General features: G+C 43.6%; 16 protein-coding genes. 4 read left to right on the top strand and 12 right to left on the bottom strand.

Annotated features, from left to right (window positions below):
* Nucleotides 1–31: 31 nt before the first annotated feature.
* From NYE25_RS01970 to NYE25_RS01955, 4 genes are all read right to left on the bottom strand, one after another.
* Nucleotides 32–277, bottom strand: coding sequence for an HPr family phosphocarrier protein (locus NYE25_RS01970; protein WP_042126831.1), 246 nt, complete (start codon nt 275–277; stop codon nt 32–34).
* A 106-nt stretch (nt 278–383) separates the two neighbouring features.
* Nucleotides 384–1,499, bottom strand: coding sequence for an aminopeptidase (locus NYE25_RS01965; protein ID WP_076282932.1), 1,116 nt, complete (start codon nt 1,497–1,499; stop codon nt 384–386).
* Between the two features lie 95 nt (nt 1,500–1,594).
* Nucleotides 1,595–2,347, bottom strand: a complete 753-nt coding sequence (locus NYE25_RS01960; protein WP_076299461.1) for a hypothetical protein — start codon at nt 2,345–2,347, stop codon at nt 1,595–1,597.
* Between the two features lie 247 nt (nt 2,348–2,594).
* The gene (locus NYE25_RS01955) at nt 2,595–4,589 is read right to left on the bottom strand and encodes a sensor domain-containing diguanylate cyclase (RefSeq protein WP_341144984.1); all 1,995 of its coding nucleotides are present in this window, start codon (nt 4,587–4,589) and stop codon (nt 2,595–2,597) included.
* Nucleotides 4,590–4,988: 399 nt separating this feature from the next.
* Between NYE25_RS01955 and rpsD the strand changes: the two genes are divergently transcribed.
* Together rpsD and NYE25_RS01945 are read left to right on the top strand one after the other, a co-directional pair.
* A complete protein-coding gene (gene rpsD, locus NYE25_RS01950) occupies nt 4,989–5,588 on the top strand; it encodes a 30S ribosomal protein S4 (protein WP_042187338.1) in 600 nt (199 codons plus the stop codon).
* A 145-nt stretch (nt 5,589–5,733) separates the two neighbouring features.
* Nucleotides 5,734–8,646: a transglycosylase domain-containing protein gene (locus NYE25_RS01945; protein WP_076282935.1), complete on the top strand. Its 2,913-nt coding sequence runs from the start codon at nt 5,734–5,736 to the stop codon at nt 8,644–8,646.
* Nucleotides 8,647–8,729: 83 nt separating this feature from the next.
* Here NYE25_RS01945 and acsA read toward each other — a convergent pair whose 3' ends face one another.
* Entirely contained in the window at nt 8,730–10,454 is a 1,725-nt protein-coding gene (gene acsA / locus NYE25_RS01940; protein ID WP_076282936.1) for an acetate--CoA ligase, read from the bottom strand.
* 160 nt (nt 10,455–10,614) lie between these two features.
* On the opposite strand from acsA, the gene NYE25_RS01935 reads away from it, so the two are divergent.
* Entirely contained in the window at nt 10,615–11,247 is a 633-nt protein-coding gene (locus NYE25_RS01935; protein ID WP_341144983.1) for a GNAT family N-acetyltransferase, read from the top strand.
* Between the two features lie 7 nt (nt 11,248–11,254).
* Here NYE25_RS01935 and NYE25_RS01930 read toward each other — a convergent pair whose 3' ends face one another.
* The 3 genes from NYE25_RS01930 to NYE25_RS01920 form a co-directional block, all read right to left on the bottom strand.
* Nucleotides 11,255–11,950 (bottom strand): 5'-methylthioadenosine/adenosylhomocysteine nucleosidase, encoded by a 696-nt coding sequence (locus NYE25_RS01930; RefSeq protein ID WP_341144982.1) that lies wholly within the window; start codon nt 11,948–11,950, stop codon nt 11,255–11,257.
* An 89-nt stretch (nt 11,951–12,039) separates the two neighbouring features.
* A complete protein-coding gene (gene ccpA, locus NYE25_RS01925; protein WP_042187330.1) occupies nt 12,040–13,050 on the bottom strand; it encodes a catabolite control protein A in 1,011 nt (336 codons plus the stop codon).
* 264 nt (nt 13,051–13,314) lie between these two features.
* Nucleotides 13,315–13,719 (bottom strand): hypothetical protein, encoded by a 405-nt coding sequence (locus NYE25_RS01920; RefSeq protein ID WP_341144981.1) that lies wholly within the window; start codon nt 13,717–13,719, stop codon nt 13,315–13,317.
* 254 nt (nt 13,720–13,973) lie between these two features.
* Here NYE25_RS01920 and NYE25_RS01915 point away from each other — a divergent pair, with 254 nt between their 5' ends.
* The gene (locus tag NYE25_RS01915; RefSeq protein ID WP_042126813.1) at nt 13,974–14,498 is read left to right on the top strand and encodes a type 1 glutamine amidotransferase domain-containing protein; all 525 of its coding nucleotides are present in this window, start codon (nt 13,974–13,976) and stop codon (nt 14,496–14,498) included.
* 91 nt (nt 14,499–14,589) lie between these two features.
* Here the strand turns inward: NYE25_RS01915 and NYE25_RS01910 are convergent, their stop codons facing one another.
* The 4 genes from NYE25_RS01910 to NYE25_RS01895 form a co-directional block, all read right to left on the bottom strand.
* Nucleotides 14,590–16,017 (bottom strand): DUF4179 domain-containing protein, encoded by a 1,428-nt coding sequence (locus NYE25_RS01910; protein WP_341144980.1) that lies wholly within the window; start codon nt 16,015–16,017, stop codon nt 14,590–14,592.
* Nucleotides 16,010–16,540, bottom strand: a complete 531-nt coding sequence (locus NYE25_RS01905) for a sigma-70 family RNA polymerase sigma factor (protein WP_341144979.1) — start codon at nt 16,538–16,540, stop codon at nt 16,010–16,012. Before NYE25_RS01905 ends, NYE25_RS01910 begins: the two co-directional genes overlap by 8 nt.
* A gap of 180 nt (nt 16,541–16,720) precedes the next feature.
* Entirely contained in the window at nt 16,721–18,490 is a 1,770-nt protein-coding gene (gene ptsP / locus NYE25_RS01900; RefSeq protein ID WP_341060538.1) for a phosphoenolpyruvate--protein phosphotransferase, read from the bottom strand.
* Nucleotides 18,487–20,373 carry a glucose PTS transporter subunit IIA gene (locus NYE25_RS01895; protein ID WP_076282943.1) on the bottom strand — a complete coding sequence of 629 codons (1,887 nt, stop codon included), beginning with the start codon at nt 20,371–20,373 and terminating at the stop codon, nt 18,487–18,489. The genes ptsP and NYE25_RS01895 overlap by 4 nt, the downstream gene beginning before the upstream one ends.
* Nucleotides 20,374–20,378: the final 5 nt, after the last annotated feature.

Genomic DNA, 20,378 nt, shown 5'->3' with positions numbered 1-20,378 from the left:
TAAATCGGTAGGACGTCTTTACATACAACTATTACTCAGCTACAACTGTAAAGTTCAAACCGTGTTTAGCAAAAACTTCACTCATTGCCTTCTTAGCTTCTTCTGCATCTGTTCCGTGAACATGAAGCTCGTAGCTTTGGCTTGATACCAAAGTCGTGAACAAACCAAGGATACTCTTAACATCAATGTACTTGTTGTCCGCTTGAAGAACGATTGAAGAGTTGAACTGACCTGCCGTTTGAGCAATATCAACGATTGCCGCATTGTTACTGGACATAGAAATCCCTCCGCAACTTGATTATGAAACATAAGTCATTTGTAATCATTTCTTATGATACCTTGAATCCGCTTACTTGTGCAAGGTGTTTTCTTACTTTTACAGCTTATTTCAAGTTTTCAGGATTCAGACCTTCCAGTTCTGGTAACACGAAGATTCCATCCTTACGGATTAATACATCGTCAAAATAAATCTCCCCGCCGCCATAGTCTGGACGTTGGATTAATACAAGATCCCAGTGAATGGAGGACCGGTTTCCGTTATCTGTAACATCATATGCTTGTCCTGGTGTAAAGTGCAGGCTGCCTGCAATTTTCTCATCGAACAGAATGTCATTCATTGGGTGCAAAATGTAAGGGTTAAAGCCTATGGCAAATTCTCCAATGTGACGTGCGCCGTCATCTGAATTCAGGATTTCATTCAAGCGAGCGGAGTCATTGCTTGTTGCTTCAACAATTTTACCGTTCTCGAATTTGAATTTGATATTTTCAAAAGTCACTCCGTTATAAACGGATGGTGCATTATAGCTGATCGTTCCATTTACAGAATCACGAACAGGAGCGCTGTAAACCTCGCCATCCGGAATATTCTTTTGTCCAGAGCATTTCTCTGCACCGATTCCTTTGATGGAGAACTTAAGATCTGTTCCAGGACCTGAAATATGTACCTTATCTGTTCTGCGCATGAGATCAGCCAATGCATCCTGAGCCTTGTCCATTTTGGCGTAATCCAAATTACACACTTCGAAATAAAAGTCCTCAAATGCTTCTGTACTAATATTTGCAAGCTGAGCCATACTCGCATTGGGATAACGTAATACTACCCACTTCGTATGCTTCACGCGTTGTTCACTATGCACTGGATGGGAATACAAAGAATTATACAATTTCATATTTTCTTCTGGAACATCGGACAGGTCATTTACATTCTCACCTGCACGGATGCCGATATAGCAATCCATTTGCTTCATCCGGTTCAAGTCAATTTCAGCCCATGTCTGAAGACTCTCACGTGTTGCATATTTAAGCATGCTGCGTAGGACTGTACGATCTGTCAACTGAACAAAAGCATGACCGCCAGCTTTACCGATTTCCTCAACAACAGCTTTGATTAAATCTCTTTCATTGCCAATCATTTCTACAAGCACGTTCTCGCCTGGCTGAACATCTACGGAATAACCTACAAGATTTGCCGCCAGCTTTTGAATTCTGGGATCTTTCATTGTGTACTCTTCCTTCCTCTGTCTGAAAAATAAGCATGCTTTTCTATTGTAGCACGCCCTTTATGGAGCGCAAGACCTGCATAACCATGTAAAGATTAACGGTAGCCTGTGAAATCCACCTTAGATACATAAGTTTCATTTTCAGATTTATTCATCATTTCACCGGAATAGCTTACTTTTCGATTCAAGGTAAGCCTTCTGGGAAGATTATGCTTCTTATCAACCGTTAGGTGGTAGACCGTTTCTACATTAGCCTGTTTCAGCTTTTGCTGTAGCTCATTATTTTTCTTCTGCCACAGCTTCTCCAAAGCTTTCGTCACTGCCTGATCAGCCTCTGCGTTGTTCTCAGCGGATTCGGGGACTTTAGGACGAAGGTTCTGCATCTCTTTCTCCAATTCAGCTGACAGCTGCTTTCTAGCCTCTGAAGGCGTCAATTCGATTCGCAGCACACTTGTCCCTCTGCCAGCTCCAGCCTCTTCGGTTACACTCGTCTCCATGGACTCAAGCTCCTCAAGTTGCTTTAGCGGATTTAGCGCAGGTAATGGATTTCCCTCCTCCGAGGAATTTTCAGTAGTCTGAAGTTCCCATCTGCCCTCTTTTTTCTCTAACTGACTGTAATAAGGTTTCAGAGCATATGCGCTACTCTTTAAGTCTTTAACGCCATCAGCTGCTGTTTTTTTGGTCATAGATTTATCTGGAAGAAGCGTGTACAGCTTGACCTTTTTATGATCCTCCACTGTGCCTCCGTAGAACAATAAGGATTCAGGAACCGTTGTTCCCCCTCGTTTCAGCATATTCGCCCCTTCAAAAACAACCTCATCACTTCCAGCCATCCCTGCCAACGCCAAACTTAAATCTTCCTTCGCAGGTTTGTCTCTTATGACACTACATCCGCTACATAACAGGCAATACAGTGTCAGAACTAGAGGGACTCCTCCCTTAAGTAATAATAGCTTTCTCACGGACCTCAGGCCTTTCTCGGAGTATTTTACTTAAGTACAACCCACGTATAGGGTTCTCCCTTCCTGCAAGCCTTATACCGCAATTAGAGCCAGAATAACTGTGCATATAAAAAAAGAACCCATAAGGCTTACCTCATGGGTTCTTAATATTGCTATCCTTTTCTTTCGTATCAAAAACAACTTGGTTCCGGCCGTTATTCTTAGCTTTATACAGCGCCATATCCGCTCGATAAAATAATGACTCAACACTTACTCGATCGTCCATCCAGCTCCATTCCGCTATTCCGCAGGATACCGTTACACTAGGTTCGGTTTCTTCCATAACGCGTTTGCGTATACGCTCAGCTACATAACCCGCCTGCTGCATTCCCATTAACGGTAAATAAACGGAGAGCTCCTCCCCACCCCACCTCGCAGCAATGTCGCCTTGACGGATGGAAGATTTCACAATTTCACTAACCTCTTTTAGAATCTTATCGCCTTTTTGATGACCATAGGTATCATTCACGATTTTGAACTGATCAATATCCACAACAATTAAACAACCGCAGAAGTCCGTAGACTGTCTTTCTTTTATCTCTTCGTCCAAATAATGACGAGCATAGAGACCTGTTAGGCTATCTCTATTCGCAAGACGTCTGACTTCAGCATGTAGCCTGGCGTTACCTACTGCTAGACCAATATGTCCCGCCATCGCCTGCAATAGCCTGTAGTTGTCATAGGAAAAATAATGAGAATCTCGATGTGCCAGCATAATCGCACCTCGCACTTCTCCACCCACACTAAGAGGTGTGGCAATCAACGACTGCGAACCGGTAGCATTCATTAGTCGGGAAGTTGTCTTAGGATTATCTATGTAGTCAGACATGATCAGTGATTCACCTGTGGAATACACCTTTCCACCTAAACCTGCCCCTACTTCTAATACTTCATTTTGCAATGAGGGATGGTTGCAGGCAATAACTTCTAGGCCACCCTTTTCCTCATTCAAATGTAAGATACAGCAGTAATCTGCACCAAACATTTCAAGTAGCTCTTCAAACGCAAATTGAAAAATATCGCCTAAACGCAAGCTTTGATTCAAACGCTGGGTAAGCTCATTACTCATGCGAAGCTCACGGATTAGCTGATTGGAGCGCTCATAAAGCTTGGCGTTCTCAAAAGCAGTCCCTGCTGTATCGGCTACCATTGTGAGAAACCGTAAATCAACGTCAGGGAAGATTGGATTATCCATCACCATATGGAATACCCCATAAACCCCCTGCTTACCACCTAACGGAAGTCCTATTTCTACATTTCGGTGATTTTCATCACTAGTGTGCAGCGCAACACGTCCATCCTTGAACGCCCTGGCACAGACATCATCACTGGACATGTGGAAAGGTAACGGTTTGACCTGCGGATTAGTGCTTCGATGATCTTGTGACATATACAGATCGAGTCTGGCTCCAGGATACATCGCAGAGATGCTATCAATGACTTCCGAAAGTACAGCATCTACATCAATATTGTCATGCATCCGCTGAACAATCTGAAATAACAATGAACGACGATTGCTTTCACGTTCTGCATGAATATGGGTACTTGCAAGATCAGCTACAAATATATGTTCAAACTTATGATAAAAACAGGTGCGGTAATGCAGCGACATAGCTTCTGCAGTATCTCGTCCACCCATTTCATATTGTTGCGTAGGCATAGAACAGCCCAAAAATGCAAAAATTTTATTGTCGACGCGAGTGAATAGCGGTATGGTAAAAAAACTCAGATCCTTACCTTCTACGGTTAACGGAACGGCAGAGATTGTTTCTGAAATCAAGCTAGAAGCAGCCGCCTGTTCCCACTGCTGCCTCCATAGTTCTTGTTGATCCAAACTATTGTTTAAATATTTACCTTCAAAATTCAGCACACACCATTCCCATGATCTAGAGAATGGAAGGACATTGAGCCCACCAAACCATTCATTGAAACTGTCTGCAATCAAATTTGCTAGATAAGGGAAGTCATGCGTTACTATTTCCGTTTCCCTAAGCCAGGCGGTGGGATCTTCGGAATCTCTACTAGCGTGTAAGTTGTCCTGTAACAGCATACGGCTGTCTTTATGGACGTATGCTTTCTGCTCTGACATAACGAAGATCCCCTTTGCATCTTGATTAAGAAAACTATCTTCTCTAGTAACAACTAATTAACTATATTTTACTCCCTTTCTTTGTGCATTGCATTATATTTTCATCATTTCCGGGACTTTTTTTTAGGACCAAAGAACTATCGACAAAGATTGACAAAAACTCTTTTAATAAGCGCTTGACTTTATATACTGTATTCATATAATATTTATTGTTGAACAAGACTGTAACAAGTCTTACTTGGGCGTAACGTTGTGTCACCCTCACGCATTTCGTTACTGCCAGGGCAGCGGCTGAACTTCCCTGGCAGTGTGGAAGCCATTAATGCTAATCACGGATACGAAATGCGGCGCAAATAGGCCCTACCCTGAAATTTCAATTATAAAGGAGTCTACTATAACATGGCACGTTACACCGGACCTAAATTCAAACTCAGCCGCCGTCTGGGCATTTCCCTTAGCGGTACAGGAAAAGACTTGAAACGCCCTTTTCCACCAGGACAACACGGAGCTAACCAACGCAGAAAAGTAAGTAACTACGGAATGCAGCTTTTGGAAAAACAAAAACTGCGTCACATGTATGGTTTGGGAGAGAAACAATTCAAAACTCTCTTCACTAAAGCACAAAAGCTTCCAGGTCTTGCGGGCGAAAACTTCATGTTCTTGCTTGAAAGCCGCTTGGACAACCTAGTTTACCGTCTTGGATTTGCTAACTCCCGTGCTGGTGCACGTCAGTTGGTATCCCACGGACACGTAACTGTTAACGGCAAAAAAGTCGACATCGCTTCTTACCGTGTAAGCTTGGGCGACGTTATCGGTCTTCGCGAAAGAAGCCAAAGCATGGCTTCCATCAAAGAAGCTCTTGCTAACCGTTCCCACCTTCCAGCTTACCTGGAATCTGCTGAAGGATCTTTCGAAGGTAAATACATTCGTTTGCCAGAACGTTCCGAGCTTTCCCAGGATATCGATGAGAAACAAATCGTCGAGTTCTACAACCGTTAATATCTCGCTTATAGCGAGTATGACCAAAGCCTCCGGATTTATCCGGAGGCTTTTTGTTATTCTAATAGGTAATGAACACTCCGACTGCATTCAAAATCGCCAATTTGTGCTATAATAATTCCGTTAAAAGGAGGAATTATCGTCGATGGTTCAAGAGAACAAGAAAAAAAACGTAAAGAAGCCTTCACCCCGCAGATCTGGGCTTAGCAGGTTCGGTTCTGTAGTTAAGTGGATGTTTATTCTTGGCATAATAGGCATTCTGTTCGTCGGTGGTGCAGCAGCAGGATATGTCACTTCCATGGTGAAAGATGAACCTGTTCGCTCTGAGGAAATGATTCAACAACAAGTCGGACAAAATGCGATCACCGGATTCGCATACTTCCGTGATGGCGCACCGATCGGCCAGCTTCGTACAGAAGAAGATCGAAGGCTCATTCAATACAACGACATCCCCCAGATTATTATTGATGCAGTTCTCGCTATAGAGGACAATAATTTCAATGAGCATAATGGCGTGGATTTCAAAGGCACCTTACGTGCCGTCAAACAAAAGATATTAAATGAATCCGTTCAGACCGGAGGCAGTACACTTACTCAACAGCTCGCAAGACGTGTATTTCTCAATCTGGATCGAACAGAAGATCGTAAAGCAAAAGAAATTCTACTTTCACTTAGACTAGAACGCTTCTTGACCAAGCAAGAGATTTTAACGGCTTATCTGAACAAGGTTCCGTTCGGTAATGGCTCGAATGGCTATAACGTATTTGGGATTAAAGCTGCATCCAAAGGTATATTCGGTCTGGATGATCTAGACAAGTTGAATATTGCCCAAGCGGCGTATTTGGCCGGTCTTCCACAGCTCCCCTCCGCTTATTCAGCATTCAATGGTGTTGGAGAATTCAACGCAAAGGCGTTCAATAGAGCTATGGATCGTCAACAGCTTGTACTTCGTCGTATGCTAGAGGAGAACAAGATCACTACCTCCCAATATGATGAAGCACTCAAGTTTGATATTAAAAGCTCTCTCGCTCCTCACACTAAGAAAGCCTATGCTACATATCCATACCTAATGATGGAGACGGAGCGTAAAGCATCTGAGATTCTTTTGTCACTAAATGAAAAGAATAACAGTACAGCTGATACCACTAGCTCTAGTGATAATGCCGTACTTCTTGAGGAAGCAAGACAACAGTTAATGACCGGCGGTTACCGAGTCTATACCACGATTGATAAGAAAGTATACAGTGCAATGCACAGTATTTCCGAAGATAGTAGTAATTTCACCAAGGACAGCAAAACAAAAGGTGTTGAACAGACGGCTGGCATTTTGATCAACAACAAGACCGGAGCCATTCTCGGTATGATTGAGGGCCGCGATTTTAATATCGAGCAAATGAACTACGCAACCCAAATGGTCCGGCAACCCGGCTCAACGATGAAGCCGATTTCAGCATACTTACCTGCCTTAGATGCAGGACTGATTCAACCTGCTGGAATCTTAGATGATGCTCCAATCATTTTGAAGGATGGCGGGAAAGGCTTCCATATCCCTAAAAATGCTAACAATCGCTATCAGGGTTTAGTTACGGCTCGCTATGCACTTAATAAATCCCTCAACATACCGGCGCTTAAACTATTTAACGAGAAGGTCGGAATAGAGGATGCTTGGGCCTTTACTAAAAAGCTAGGGATCACTACACTCACCGAAGATGATTACAGAGCGCAGACTGGGGTTATAGGCGGTCTTCGATACGGTACATCCGTTGAGGAATTAACCAATGCCTATTCCGCCATTGGCAATAAGGGAGCATTTAATGATGCTTATATGATTGAGAAGATTGTGGATTCGGAAGGCAAGATCGTTTATCAGCACAAGGTTAACCCTGAACAAGTATTCTCTGAGCAAACTGCTTATCTAATGACCGATATGCTGCGTACAGTAATCACAGAAGGTACTGCAAGCACAGTAAGAAGAGATTATAAACACTTTAAAGACATTCCGATTGTAGGTAAGACTGGCTCCACTCAGAACTATGGAGATGTCTGGTTCATGGGCTACACCCCTGATGTCACACTTGGCATGTGGGTTGGTTATAAGGAACAAATTAATACCCTTACAGGAGATACACAAAAACGACAAGCACAGACCTTATGGGCTAAAGTCATGAATGCTGTTATTGATAAGCAGCCAGACTTGTTCGTTACAGACAAATTCACACAACCTGAAGGAATTACCAAAAAGACAGTTTCCGCGTACAGCGGTAAGCTGCCAACGGCTCTAACTGACAAATTCACAACAGATCTTTTCAATGCGAAATATGTACCTAAAGAGAGCGACGATGGGATTTCCAAAGCCAAGTATATTACTTACAATGGCGTCAACTATATCCCACTCGAAGGTACACCAGAGGATTTCCTGAAAGAAAAAATCGTCGTTAAACGTGAAAAGCCGATCCAGGAATTAGTTAAGGAACTCTTGGCAGCCTTCCCTAAGATGAAGGAGCATAAATCGCTGGAGTATTATATGCCAGCCGATGCTAAGACAGATTTCCCTACTGAAGTCGATCCACGCGTGGACGACGGTACTTCGCCTTCTGCTCCTGGAAATGTAAGTGTCTCATACAGCACTGGAAAAGCTGTGATCAGCTTCTCCCCAAGCGGCTCTCCAGATGTAGTAGGGTACCGCTTATACCGTTCTTTAAACGGCGGGTCTTTCCAGAAGCAAGCTGTAATTATGGCTGACGAGAGCAAGGTATTCTCGCCAGGAACTCCTGCGAGTGCCAATGCAACATTCTATGTCAGTGCTGTTGATGTCGCAGGTAATGAGACAGCTTCTGGTAGCGTTGCTGGAGGCACTACACCAACTCCGGAAGCAACACCAACTCCAGATCAGCAACCGGAGACAACGCCTTCCACAGGCTCTGAGAGTACACCAGGAGAGGATATCGAGATTCCTGGAACCATTCTACCTACGCCTACTTCAACGCCATCTGGCGAAGGTAGCAGTAACGGAAACAGTAATAGTGGTACAGCCGGCAATACGACTGGAAACCATTAACCGGTAGTCCGAAGAATAACTTCACACAACAAAACACCGTTCCCTTAAATTCATTAGGGAACGGTGTTTTTTTATGATCCATTCTAATCTTCTATCGTTGATAAATCGCCAGTTGGGAGATGAAGCTCCCAAGCCTTTAATACACGCCGCATGATTTTACCTGATCGTGTCTTAGGAAGTTTATCCTTAAATTCGATCTCTCTCGGCGCAGCATGCGCAGACAGTCCGGCTTTAACAAATGCCGCGATCTCCTCTTTGAGAGCAGCTGTAGGAGTATAGCCTTCTCTCAGCGAAATGAAAGCCTTGATAATTTCCCCACGCACCAGGTCTGGTTTACCAATTACACCCGCTTCTGCCACAGCAGGATGCTCTACCAATTTACTCTCCACTTCAAAAGGTCCTATACGCTCACCAGAAGAGTTGATAACGTCGTCAATCCGTCCTTGAAACCAGAAATATCCATCATCATCCATATAAGCAGAATCACCAGAAATATACCAACCAGGAATGCGGAAATACTCCTCATACTTCGCCTTATTGTTCCAGATCGAATTCATCATGGATGGCCAAGGCGTCCGTATTGCAAGATTCCCCATTGAGAATGGTGGGAGAACATTGCCTCGATCATCTAAAATCGCTGCTTCAATGCCTGGCAACGGACGGCCCATAGAACCTGGTTTGATATCCATTCCAGGATAATTACAGATCAGTTGCGCTCCCGTCTCTGTCATCCACCAGGTATCATGAATGCGCTGATTGTAGAACTTATCTCCCCACCGCACCACTTCAGGATTTAACGGTTCTCCAACAGACAGGACATGGCGCAGGCTGCTCAAATCAATTCCCTGAATTGAACTCTCTCCTGCCCCCATCAACATACGAAATGCTGTAGGTGCACTGTACCAAATACTAACCTTATTTCGTTCAATCGTCTTATACCAATCCTGAGGACTAAAGCGTCCCCCTCTCACGACATTCGTTACCCCATTTAACCAGGGAGAAAATATTCCGTAAGATGTTCCTGTCACCCAGCCTGGATCAGCTGTACACCAGTAAATATCATCTGGACGTAGATCCAGCACCACTCTACCTGTATAATAATGTTGAATCATTGCTCTTTGCACATGATAAACGCCTTTAGGTTTTCCTGTAGAACCAGATGTATAATGCATGATAAGGCCATCGTCCAGGTCAAGCCATTCCAATTCGAGCTCAGAAGACGCGTTATCCATCTCCTCAGTGAAACCTAAGTTACCTTGCTCGATATCAGTGGTACCGCCTACTAGAAAAATATGACGCAAATTCGGAAGCTCATCTCGCTTCACACGATGAAGTAGTTCAGGAGTAGTAACTAAAGCAACCGCACCACTATCCTCCAGCCGGTCCTTAACTGCTGTTTCCATAAAGGCTTCGAACAGAGGGCCCGCTATTGCCCCAATCTTCAGAATACCTAGTAAACTAAAATATAGTTCCGGTTGACGAGGCATAAAAATAAATACCCGATCTCCCTTACCGATACCATATTTACGCAATACATTTCCGAACCGATTCGACCGTTCCTGCAGATCGGCAAATGTATAGGATTCATCCCGCACCGCATCACTGTAGAGCAGGGCCGTTGCCGCTCCCCGTCCTTCTTGAACGTGGCGATCCACTGCTTCATGTGCCATATTAACCTTTCCAGTGTCATACCATGAGAAGTTACGTTCAACATCCTCCCACTTAAAATTGGCTACTGCCTGGGTGTAATCAGACATATTGGAGCTCTGCACACGGCCAGGCAAAATTTCGCTATGGACTTGACCCATCACTCTTGCCTCCCTCACTCGTTTGATTTAAGCTTTAAGGGTAAGACTCTTCTCTTAGATAATGATGTCAATGCAATGAATGTGAATTTTTTATGTCTGAATTAGTATAACATAGCAAACGTTTACATTCCATATTTTATCATCCGAAAGGAGCACGGCTATGGAGCATCGTAAAATCCCTGTTTCCCATACGCTTTCATATAAAGGTAGAACAATAACAATAAGTGGCCCCCGATCTCCAGAGGACCTTAAAGCCCTCCACATGCATCATGATCTTGATGCCTTCCGCAAACCGATGGAACAGCAAGAAGCTCTCATAGAGATTGCTAGCCTGCCAGAAGGACGTATAATTACAGCTGTAGAGGATGGCACTATAATAGGCTATGTAACCTTTCATTATCCGGATGAAATGGAGCTTTGGTCACAGGGTGGAATGATGGATCTAATTGAGCTTGGAGCTATTGAGGTGAGTAATGATTATAGGGGAGCCGGACTAGGCCGGCTGCTGATTTCCACTGCTTTTGAGCAAGAGCAATTGGAGAATTGTATCGTCTTTACAACAGAGTATTATTGGCACTGGGATTTAAAAGGGAGTGGACTTGATGTGTGGGCTTATCGTCAAATGATGGAGCGGCTAATGAAAACTGTAAATATGGTTTGGTATGCTACGGATGATCCTGAAATCTGTTCACATCCAGCAAACTGCCTAATGGTTCGTATTGGACAAGAGGTACCTATGTCCTCACAGGAGACTTTCGACAGGGTACGCTTTAGACAGCGCTTCATGTACTAAACGAGTATTAAAGATGCTGCAGCATATATTCTAATATAGAATGTGAGCGCCCTGAGGCTTCCACCGTGAACTCCTTAAAACTCACATTTGCTGACCCGTCAGACTTATCAGACATCGAACGAATAATAACAAAGGGAGTGGCGTTCATCACACACACTTGTGCAACCGCCGCCCCTTCCATCTCCACGCACGCTCCGTCCAATTCCTCTCTTAATTTGGCTACAATCTTCGCATTAGAAATGAATTGATCACCTGAAAGTACTTTGCCGACCAAGTACTTTTGGCCTAACTCGTTACACGCCCTCTCAGCAAGGAGTACCAATGAAGGGTCTGCCTGAAAGACAGAATTATCCTGATAAGGTATTTCACCTTTTGAAAAGCCAAGTGCTGTAGCATCCATATCATGCTGAACACAAGTAGATGATATTACAATATCTCCAATATTCAATTCAGGGTGTACAGCCCCAGCAACCCCAGTAAACAACATACGAGACACACCAAAGGAATCAATTAGAATTTGTGTCGTAACTGCTGCATTTACTTTACCAACCCCAGATTTACAGAGCACTACAGACTTTCCTAATATATTTCCTATGTAATAATGAATTCCTGCCTTGACCTTCGTCTCCTTATTCTCCATCCTTTCTAGTAATAGCTTAATCTCTTCATCCATCGCACCAATTAATCCGATTATTTCAGGCAAAGATAACGCCTCCTCCGATGATTTACTCTGTAAAAAACATAAAAAGCTCCAAAAGGAGCTTTTTACGGAAATACTGTTTAGTTCTTAAATTACTTATTCAGATGATTAACAGACAAGCGGAGAATCGTTTCATGAGGCAAGATAACCCGCGGATTCTCAACCGTCTCTTTCTTCATGAGTTTCGTCAAAAGTCTCATTGCTACCGCACCTAGGTCATACATAGGCTGGGCTACAGTTGTCAACAATGGACGAACCATCGAAGCCATACGGATGTTATCCACACTAATAATGGAGAAGTCATCCGGTACCTTCAGGCCTTCATCCTGAATACTGTGAATTGCACCAATAGCCATCTCGTCGGTTGCGGCAAAAATAGCGGTTGGCTTCTTCTTGAGTCCAAGGAAATACTTCATGGCTTCGACACCAGATTCATAGCGGTAGTTACCGATACGTACCAAGTCTTCTTGATACTCGATTCCAGCCTGTTCAAGTGCCTTCTTATAACCATGGAAACGTGCATATCCATTCGCAGGATCCTGGAGTGTACCACTGATCATTGCGATTTCTCGGTGACCGTGACGAATCAAAGTATTCACTGCATCAAAAGCAGCGGTTTCATGATCGATGTCAACGGAAGGATAAGTTCCCTTCTCATCCCGTGTAGCACATAGGACAATCGGAACTGCAGAAGTCTGGAAAGCTTGAATATGTTCTTCGGTTACCGTACCACCCATGAAGAGCAGACCATCGACCTGTTTCTCCAAAAGGGTATTGATGACACGGATTTCCTTTTCTTTACGCTTATCCGCGTTACACAATATGATATTGTAATGATACATGTTCGCGATATCTTCAATCCCGCGTGCAATTTCTGCAAAAATCGAGTTTGAAATATCAGGGATGACAACCCCAACGGTTGTCGTTTTCTTACTGGCAAGTCCTCTCGCCACGGCATTGGGACGATATCCCAAACGCTCAATCGCTTCAAAAACTTTCTTCCGGGTCTGCGGTTTCACGTTAGGGTTATTGTTCACAACCCGTGATACCGTAGCCATAGATACGCCTGCTTCTCGAGCTACATCGTAAATGGTTACCGTCAAATTACTCTCTCCATTGCGATAAATTTTATCGTTCGACTAATTAAAAATATGATACGACACTTTGTACAATTGTGCAATGATAACGCTTCATTTTCCTTTCAAAATTTCTTTCAAGGCTGAAGACGTAACCCCTAATTACAATTTTTGACTAGTGTAGGCTTCCCTATTCACGAGCACAATAATGTAACTTCTATCTATCGTAACAAAAAGTGAGTGAAAAATCCAACATTCCGTGAAAGTTTTTCATTATTTTCACAGAATGTTTTAATAATTTGCGTTTTTGGTCGTTTGGAACGTTAATTGAGACAGTCTTCGACTAGTTTCTTCCATCCAATTCTGGTCTTTAAGCCCCTCAGCTAGTCGGTATAGATCAAGTAACATATCCACTCTAGCCTGAATTGTCTCTCGGATAGCCAACTCTAATTCTTGAAATCCTCCGACAATAACCTCTGTCAAAGCTTCTTTTAGGACACTAGCTAATTCATTTCTTTGAGTAAACGAAAAATCTTGTCTTGGCACATCCGCGTTCAATTCTTTCACTAACTTTCCTAAATCTGCTTTAATAAACGACAAGGGCTCATAACTAGTACATTTCGGACAAGTATAGACAGGGACATGTGTAATCTTCACCCTCGTATTAAAAATCAATGAATGCATATGTAAGTTCATGAGGCCACCACAGCTACACAACTTCTCCATTAAGTTATCTGTATACATCTTCTACACCTCTTGCAAGAAATGAATTAAGTACAAAGTATGACTTTTCAATTTCTATATTCGACCTCCCTCGATTAAAACCCTCTTTAATTGCATATAATGATTAAATTGGCAATTCGTCTATAATTTACAACCCTTCAGATGACTTCGTATTTTAAATTTGATAGAATATGAAGGATCATGTGATACGAAAGGAGCTTAACAAAATGAGACTAGCTGGAAAAAAGGTCATAGCACTCGTAGACGATGAATTTGAAGATTTGGAGCTCTGGTATCCCGTGTACCGAGTAAGAGAAGAAGGCGCTGAGGTTCACTTGGCAGGTTTGGAAAAAGATAAAACATACATCGGCAAATATGGTGTGCCTGCAAAAGCAGAGTACTCCTGGGACGATCTTAATGCCGCAGATTATGACGGGATTTTAGTTCCTGGTGGCTGGGCCCCTGATAAAATCCGTAGATACAGTGCCGTACTAAAGCTAGTACAGGATTTCAATGCAGCTAAGAAACCTATTGGGCAGATTTGCCACGCAGGCTGGGTATTAATTTCCGCTAAAATTCTGGAAGGTGTAACCGTCACCTCCACACCCGGCATCCGTGATGACATGGAGAATGCCGGAGCGATATGGAAAGATGAAGCTGTGGTTACGGATGGACATATTATTTCTGCTCGTCGCCCGCCAGATCTGCCGCCCTATGGCAAAGCTTTTTGTGATGCGTTAGCTGGGGAATAAACAGTAGAATTAAAGTTTAAAATCAAACAAGCCCTGTCTCTCAATTTGAGGAACAGGGCTCTTGATTTGCTTCACTCGACTTTCGAGCTACTTACTTAATTCGAATGGACGCTTTCTCCTTGATTACGTTTGGATAAGAATTAAATTTGAAAGTCAAGGGTTGTGGTAGCTTTTCCTCCCCTATGTTAAAGAAAAAGGTTACTGTAGTTCCCCTACTATCTTCATTAAATTCTTTATATCGTGAGTAGCCATCTTTAACCCGTCCCAACCAATGCCCACTTCCAGTACTATCCACAAAATTATCGTCCAATGCAAAACCGCTATCAGCAAGCGCCTCCATATCATCTTTAGGAATAAAGTAATCCAATAACAGAATTCCCTGCTCTTCGTTCTCCATCCGCTTTGAAATCGTTAGATTGTTATCCGGTGCTTTTAGAATCTGCTGTGTTTCCGTGTTAATCACAAGCTCGGCCTTTGATTGATCTAGAGCAGAGATTCCTTCAACTTCTAGTTTGATTGGTTCAGCAAGTCTCATATTGTCATTGTGGAAGATATAAGTTTTCAAGCCCCCTACTACTGAAGAACCACCACTTACCCGCATTAACTCCTCTTGATGCTCCCCTTTCCCGATAACCAGCTTAGGTGAAAGCATATTAAAAATCCTCATTGTATTCTCTTTGTCAAAGGTTTCCCGTATGTAAATACCCGTAGGTCCAATATAGACATTATCCATTTTTATTTTCTGTCCACCAATAGACAGACTATCCTTCAGATCAACAAGTTCTCCCTTAAAATAGTTGTTATCGTCTTCCAGCGGAATTTTAACACTTAGCTTTTTAATATCCATGCTCGACCTAGAAGGGTCCTTGGATTCTGGATATAGAGATAATGTAATATTCAACTCATCTGTCAGATCCTCTCGATATTTATCCCAGACGATTTGTTCTAACATGCGGGTCGTCCCAGGTGAACCTGCCTCTTGTGCATTAGAATTGCTAAACCCGCTATATCCGGTGAGGTCGTAATTATTCTTTTGATTTTTTTTCAATGACAGGCCTATCATTTGCAACTTCTGATCTGTATTATTCTGGATTGTATAAAGCACAGCAATACCTCTATGATCTGCCATGATTCCGTTAACAGTCCATGTTATCCCATCTACCTCAGCAGAGGAGACATCTACCTCCTTCAACATACCTGCATCAAGTGCTGATTTAATCGACAGATTATTAGAAATAATGGGTCTAAATAACTCAAGCTTCCCCCAGCTTTTTGGTGGTAACTGCGCACGTACAGGATTGGTCATCTGATTTACCCATGGGACAATAATCAATAAGGCTATAGCTAGAACCGCCAACGTAATAACAGCGTATCTATTTCTAAAAGAGAACCCTCTTCGGATACCTAGCTGCATCCCCTTGCGAATCGCGGCGTCTAGTTTAACTTCCGGCATTTCCTCAGCCTCGACATTAATTTTATGAAAATATTCGTTAAGTAGCTTTTCTTCAGACTCAGCCATAAAATAGATCCCCCTTCCGTTTCATTCTGTCACGCAGTTGTTTCAGACCTTTGTTGAGCCATGTCTTTACCGTACCCTCCGGTTTATCGAGCACCTCTGCAATTTCTGCAAGGGTCATATCCTTGTAATATTTGAGTACAAGCACCTGGCGATACTTCGGCTTAACCCCATCCAGCGCTTGTTCCATGTCCAATCTGCGGTCGCTTTTCATCTCCATAATCCCTATATCACTTCGAGTAGCTTCTGTGACAACATTCCTCTTTCTGCGCTTCAACTCATCATTACAACAATTGATCAGAATGCGTGTTAACCAAGGAACAAACCTTTCGGAGTCCTTTAAGCTTTTACGTTTAATCCATGCACGACAGGTTGCCTCCTGCAGAACTTCTAACGAATCCGCCTCGTTTCGCAAATAGCTGTAAGCAATGCTGTAAAGCTTTCTTTTCTGTTCAGCTACCAGCTCGTAGAATGTATCTTCTTCCGTAGCAACTATTTCCATTTCGTCTTTAATAATGTGTTCCATCCTTGTTTTGTCCTCCCCCCTTGCCTTCACGCATAAATCATTCCTGTACAACACGCTCTATGTATAGACTGCGCCGAAGCGCAAACGGTTTTGTTTTTTTATAATAATCTAGTAAAAAAGAAAAAGGCCCGGCAAGAATGCCGAACCTTGATGTGGACTTGATGATGTAGCGCTTGATAACTATGAAGAAGCTTTCTCCTTTGTTTCCACGCTCGTTCCAAGCGTAATACCGCTTTTCTGAGCATAAGCACTTAGGATTTCTTCCGTTTCCGAGCTTGTACGATGATGGAAGCAAGCTTTGGCAACCCTTGTAGCGTCTATAGCCAGTGTATTCAGGGTACGGTGTTTAACCTTCAGCAGTGCCTGCGGCGACATGCTTAGATCACTAATCCCTAACTCCAGCCAAAGTGGCAAAGAACGCTCATCTGCCGCCATTTCACCACATACACTAATATCTATTTTTGCATTACGCGCTGCTTCTACAGTCATACGGATCATTCGCAGAACCGCTGGATGATATGGATGATACATATGCGCAATTTGTTCATTCATTCGGTCTACGGCTAGTACATATTGCACCAAATCGTTCGTACCGATACTAAAAAAATCAACTTCCTCCGCCAGTAAATCCGCAATCATAACCGCAGCTGGAACTTCAATCATAATACCGACTGGAATATTCCGATTAAACGGTATGCCCCGTAGCTCCAGTTCAGACTTCACTTCTTCCAGTACAGCTTTTGCTGCTTGTACTTCTTCTACGGAAGATATCATAGGGAACATTAGCTTTACATTCCCATACGCACTCGCCCGCAAAATGGCTGTTAGCTGAGTTTTGAACATATCCTGTCGATTTAAGCTGATTCGAATGGCACGATAGCCAAGGAACGGATTCTGTTCTTCTGGCAGCTGGAAGTAATCCAGATGCTTGTCCCCGCCTATATCCAGCGAACGGATCACAACCATATTGCTGCCTACCTTCTCGACAACCTGTTTGTACACTTCGAATTGTTCATCCTCGGTTGGGAAAGAACTGCGATCCATGTAAAGAAACTCTGTACGGAATAGACCTACACCCTCGGCTCCATACTTAAGCGCTAAATTCAGTTCTTTGACTGAGCTGATATTACCAGCCAATCGCAGGTTAACGCCATCTTTAGTGACGGCATCGACTGTAGCAAGCAATTCCAGTTGTTCTTTCTTTTTATGCTGCTTATTCCGAAGAGAAACATATTCATTGATCGTTACCTCATCAGGATGAATTTGCACTGATCCGGTGTCTCCATCTATCACGAGCATGTCTCCGGTCTGAATTGGGTTAGATAAATTATTCTCCAAACCTGCTACGAGCGGAATACCCAGCGCACGAGCCATAATGGAGGAATGTGAGGTTTTACCGCCCATCATAGTAACAATACCTAGAACATAAGTTGGGTTCAAGTGAGCTAACTGGGAAGGAGACAACTCCTTCGCTACGAGAATATACGGCTGTGTATCCGAAGGCAGCGTGACCTCAGGAGCACCTAAAAGATGCTTTAACAGACGGTTACCGACATCCTTGATATCCACCGCCCGCTCCTTCATGTATTCATCATCCAGCAGATCAAACATCGCTACAAAATGATCAATCGCTTCCTTAACAGCCACTTCCGCCGCCTTATATTGGCGTTCAATAATCCCCCGGATTTCGCTCATAAACACCGGATCATCCAAAATCGCCAGATGAGCATCAAAAATGCTAGATTCCTCCGGACCGACTACTTCTCTGAATTCTTTTTTGATGAATTCAATCTCGTCCTTAGAGGTACGGATACCTTCGTATAAACGCTCAAACTCCTTAGCTAGATCCACTGGGTTCACTTGTGTGTCTGGTAAGCTCCACTCCCAGTTCGGTAAGACAAAGGCCTTCCCGATAGCTACACCTGCTGCTGCGCCTATGCCTTGTATCATCCTTCTATCCCTCCAACGTTACTTTCATGTAAGACTACGGACATTACTGAAGATTGCCCCTTTTTAACATTTTTAAATGGAGCATAGCTCCATGATTTTACTCGATCAGGATTCGTAATCACCATTGGTGTAGCCAGTGAAGCTGCATGCTCACGCAAATAAGCGAGGTCGAATTTAACAAGCAATTGACCTGGTTCCACACTGTCGCCTTCTTTTACAACCGCCTCAAATGGCCCTTTAAGCTGCGAAGTGTCGATCCCTATATGCATAAGTACCTCCAGCCCTTCCGGCGTAGCAATACCAACGGCATGCATTGTAGGATAGACGTGCATAACCTTCCCGAATACAGGCGAAGTAAGCTCCCCTTTTTCCGGCAAAAATGCAACTCCATCACCCACTAGCTTCGCTGCAAAGATGTGATCCGGCACTTCCTCAATGGGCATCATTCTACCCTGCATCGGAGAACTGAACAACACCTGCGGCAAATCACGAAGCATTAGCTTATTAATCTCCTCGCGGATCAACTCTGAATACGTACCAAATACTACCTGGACATTCCCGCCACCGAGCTTGATAATCCCAGCGGAACCAAGACCTTTAAGCGCCCCTGTATCTATAAATCGATCATTATGGACGGTTAGCCTCAAACGAGTGATACAGGATTGTACTTGTACGATATTCTCCTTGCCACCAAGCGCCTCCAAGATCAATGGTGCCTGATAAGGGATATTGCCTGCCCAATCACCAAGTTCAGAACCTTCTTCACGCCCTGGTGTCGGGATCTGAAAACGGCGAATCGCCCAGCGGAACAAATTATAATACACAATCCCATAACCAATACCGATCGGAATCAAAAGCCAAGCCCTCTGTGACAGATGCAAATTCAAAAAGAAGTCAATCGCTCCTGCCGAATAAGAGAACCCGTGATGAATTCCCAGCATATAGGTCAGTACCATAGCGAGGCCAGACATTACAGTATGTATCGCGAATAAATACGGAGAAGCAAACAAAAACGCGAATTCAATCTGCTCCGAAACCCCGGTCAGAAAACAGACCAAAGCCGCTCGCATAAAAGTCTTTTTAATCTTAGGTTTCAAGTCCTCGCGCGCTTCCTGAATAATAGCAAAAGCAATGGCTGGCAGTGCGAACATCATAATCGGAAACAAACCCGCCATAAAAATGCCCGCCGTAGGATCGCCTGCAAAAAAACGTGGCAAATCCCCCTGAACGACAGTGCTACCATCAGGAGTTGTAAAGTTTCCAAACTGAAACCAAAACACATTGTTGAGAATATGGTGAAGACCGAAGGCTGTTAGTACTCTATATAGCACTCCATAAATAAAAACGCCAAAGCCGCCTGTCTGCAATATCCCTTGAAAAAGATCATCCAGTCCTCTTTGCAGCAGTGGAGAGATCCCTAACATCACCCATGCAAAGCCAGCCGAAAACAATCCCATGAACAGCAAAACAAAACGCGAACCTCCAAAAAACTGTATCGCCTCTGGAAGCTTGATATTTTTGAACCGGTTTTGAGCGATACCGGCAACTATACCCAGCAAAATTCCGATAAGTGTTGCAGGTTGTACAAGCCCGTCTCCCATATGGGTAACAATCCGGTCGTAAGTGAACATTCCAGCCAGTGCTGCAAGACCCGCCGTTCCAGCTTGATTGGATAATCCCCATGCTACACCCACAGCGAACAAATAAGGCATAAAATAAAAGATTCCTTGCCCAGCGTATGTAGCCACTTCGGATACCGAAGAAAGTCCCCATGCAGACCAAGGTAAGCTGCCCAAACTAAGCAAAATGGCTGCCGCCGGCAGTACCATGGTAGGAAGCATTATGGCTCTGCCCAATTGCTGCAATGATCCGAGCCAATTCAAGGCTA

The sequence above is a fragment of the Paenibacillus sp. FSL E2-8871 genome, assembly GCF_038000345.1.
Taxonomy (GTDB): Bacteria; Bacillota; Bacilli; order Paenibacillales; family Paenibacillaceae; genus Paenibacillus_AQ.
The sequence above is the reverse complement of the archived record's forward strand: the minus strand, read 5'-3'. Positions and strand labels throughout refer to the sequence as shown.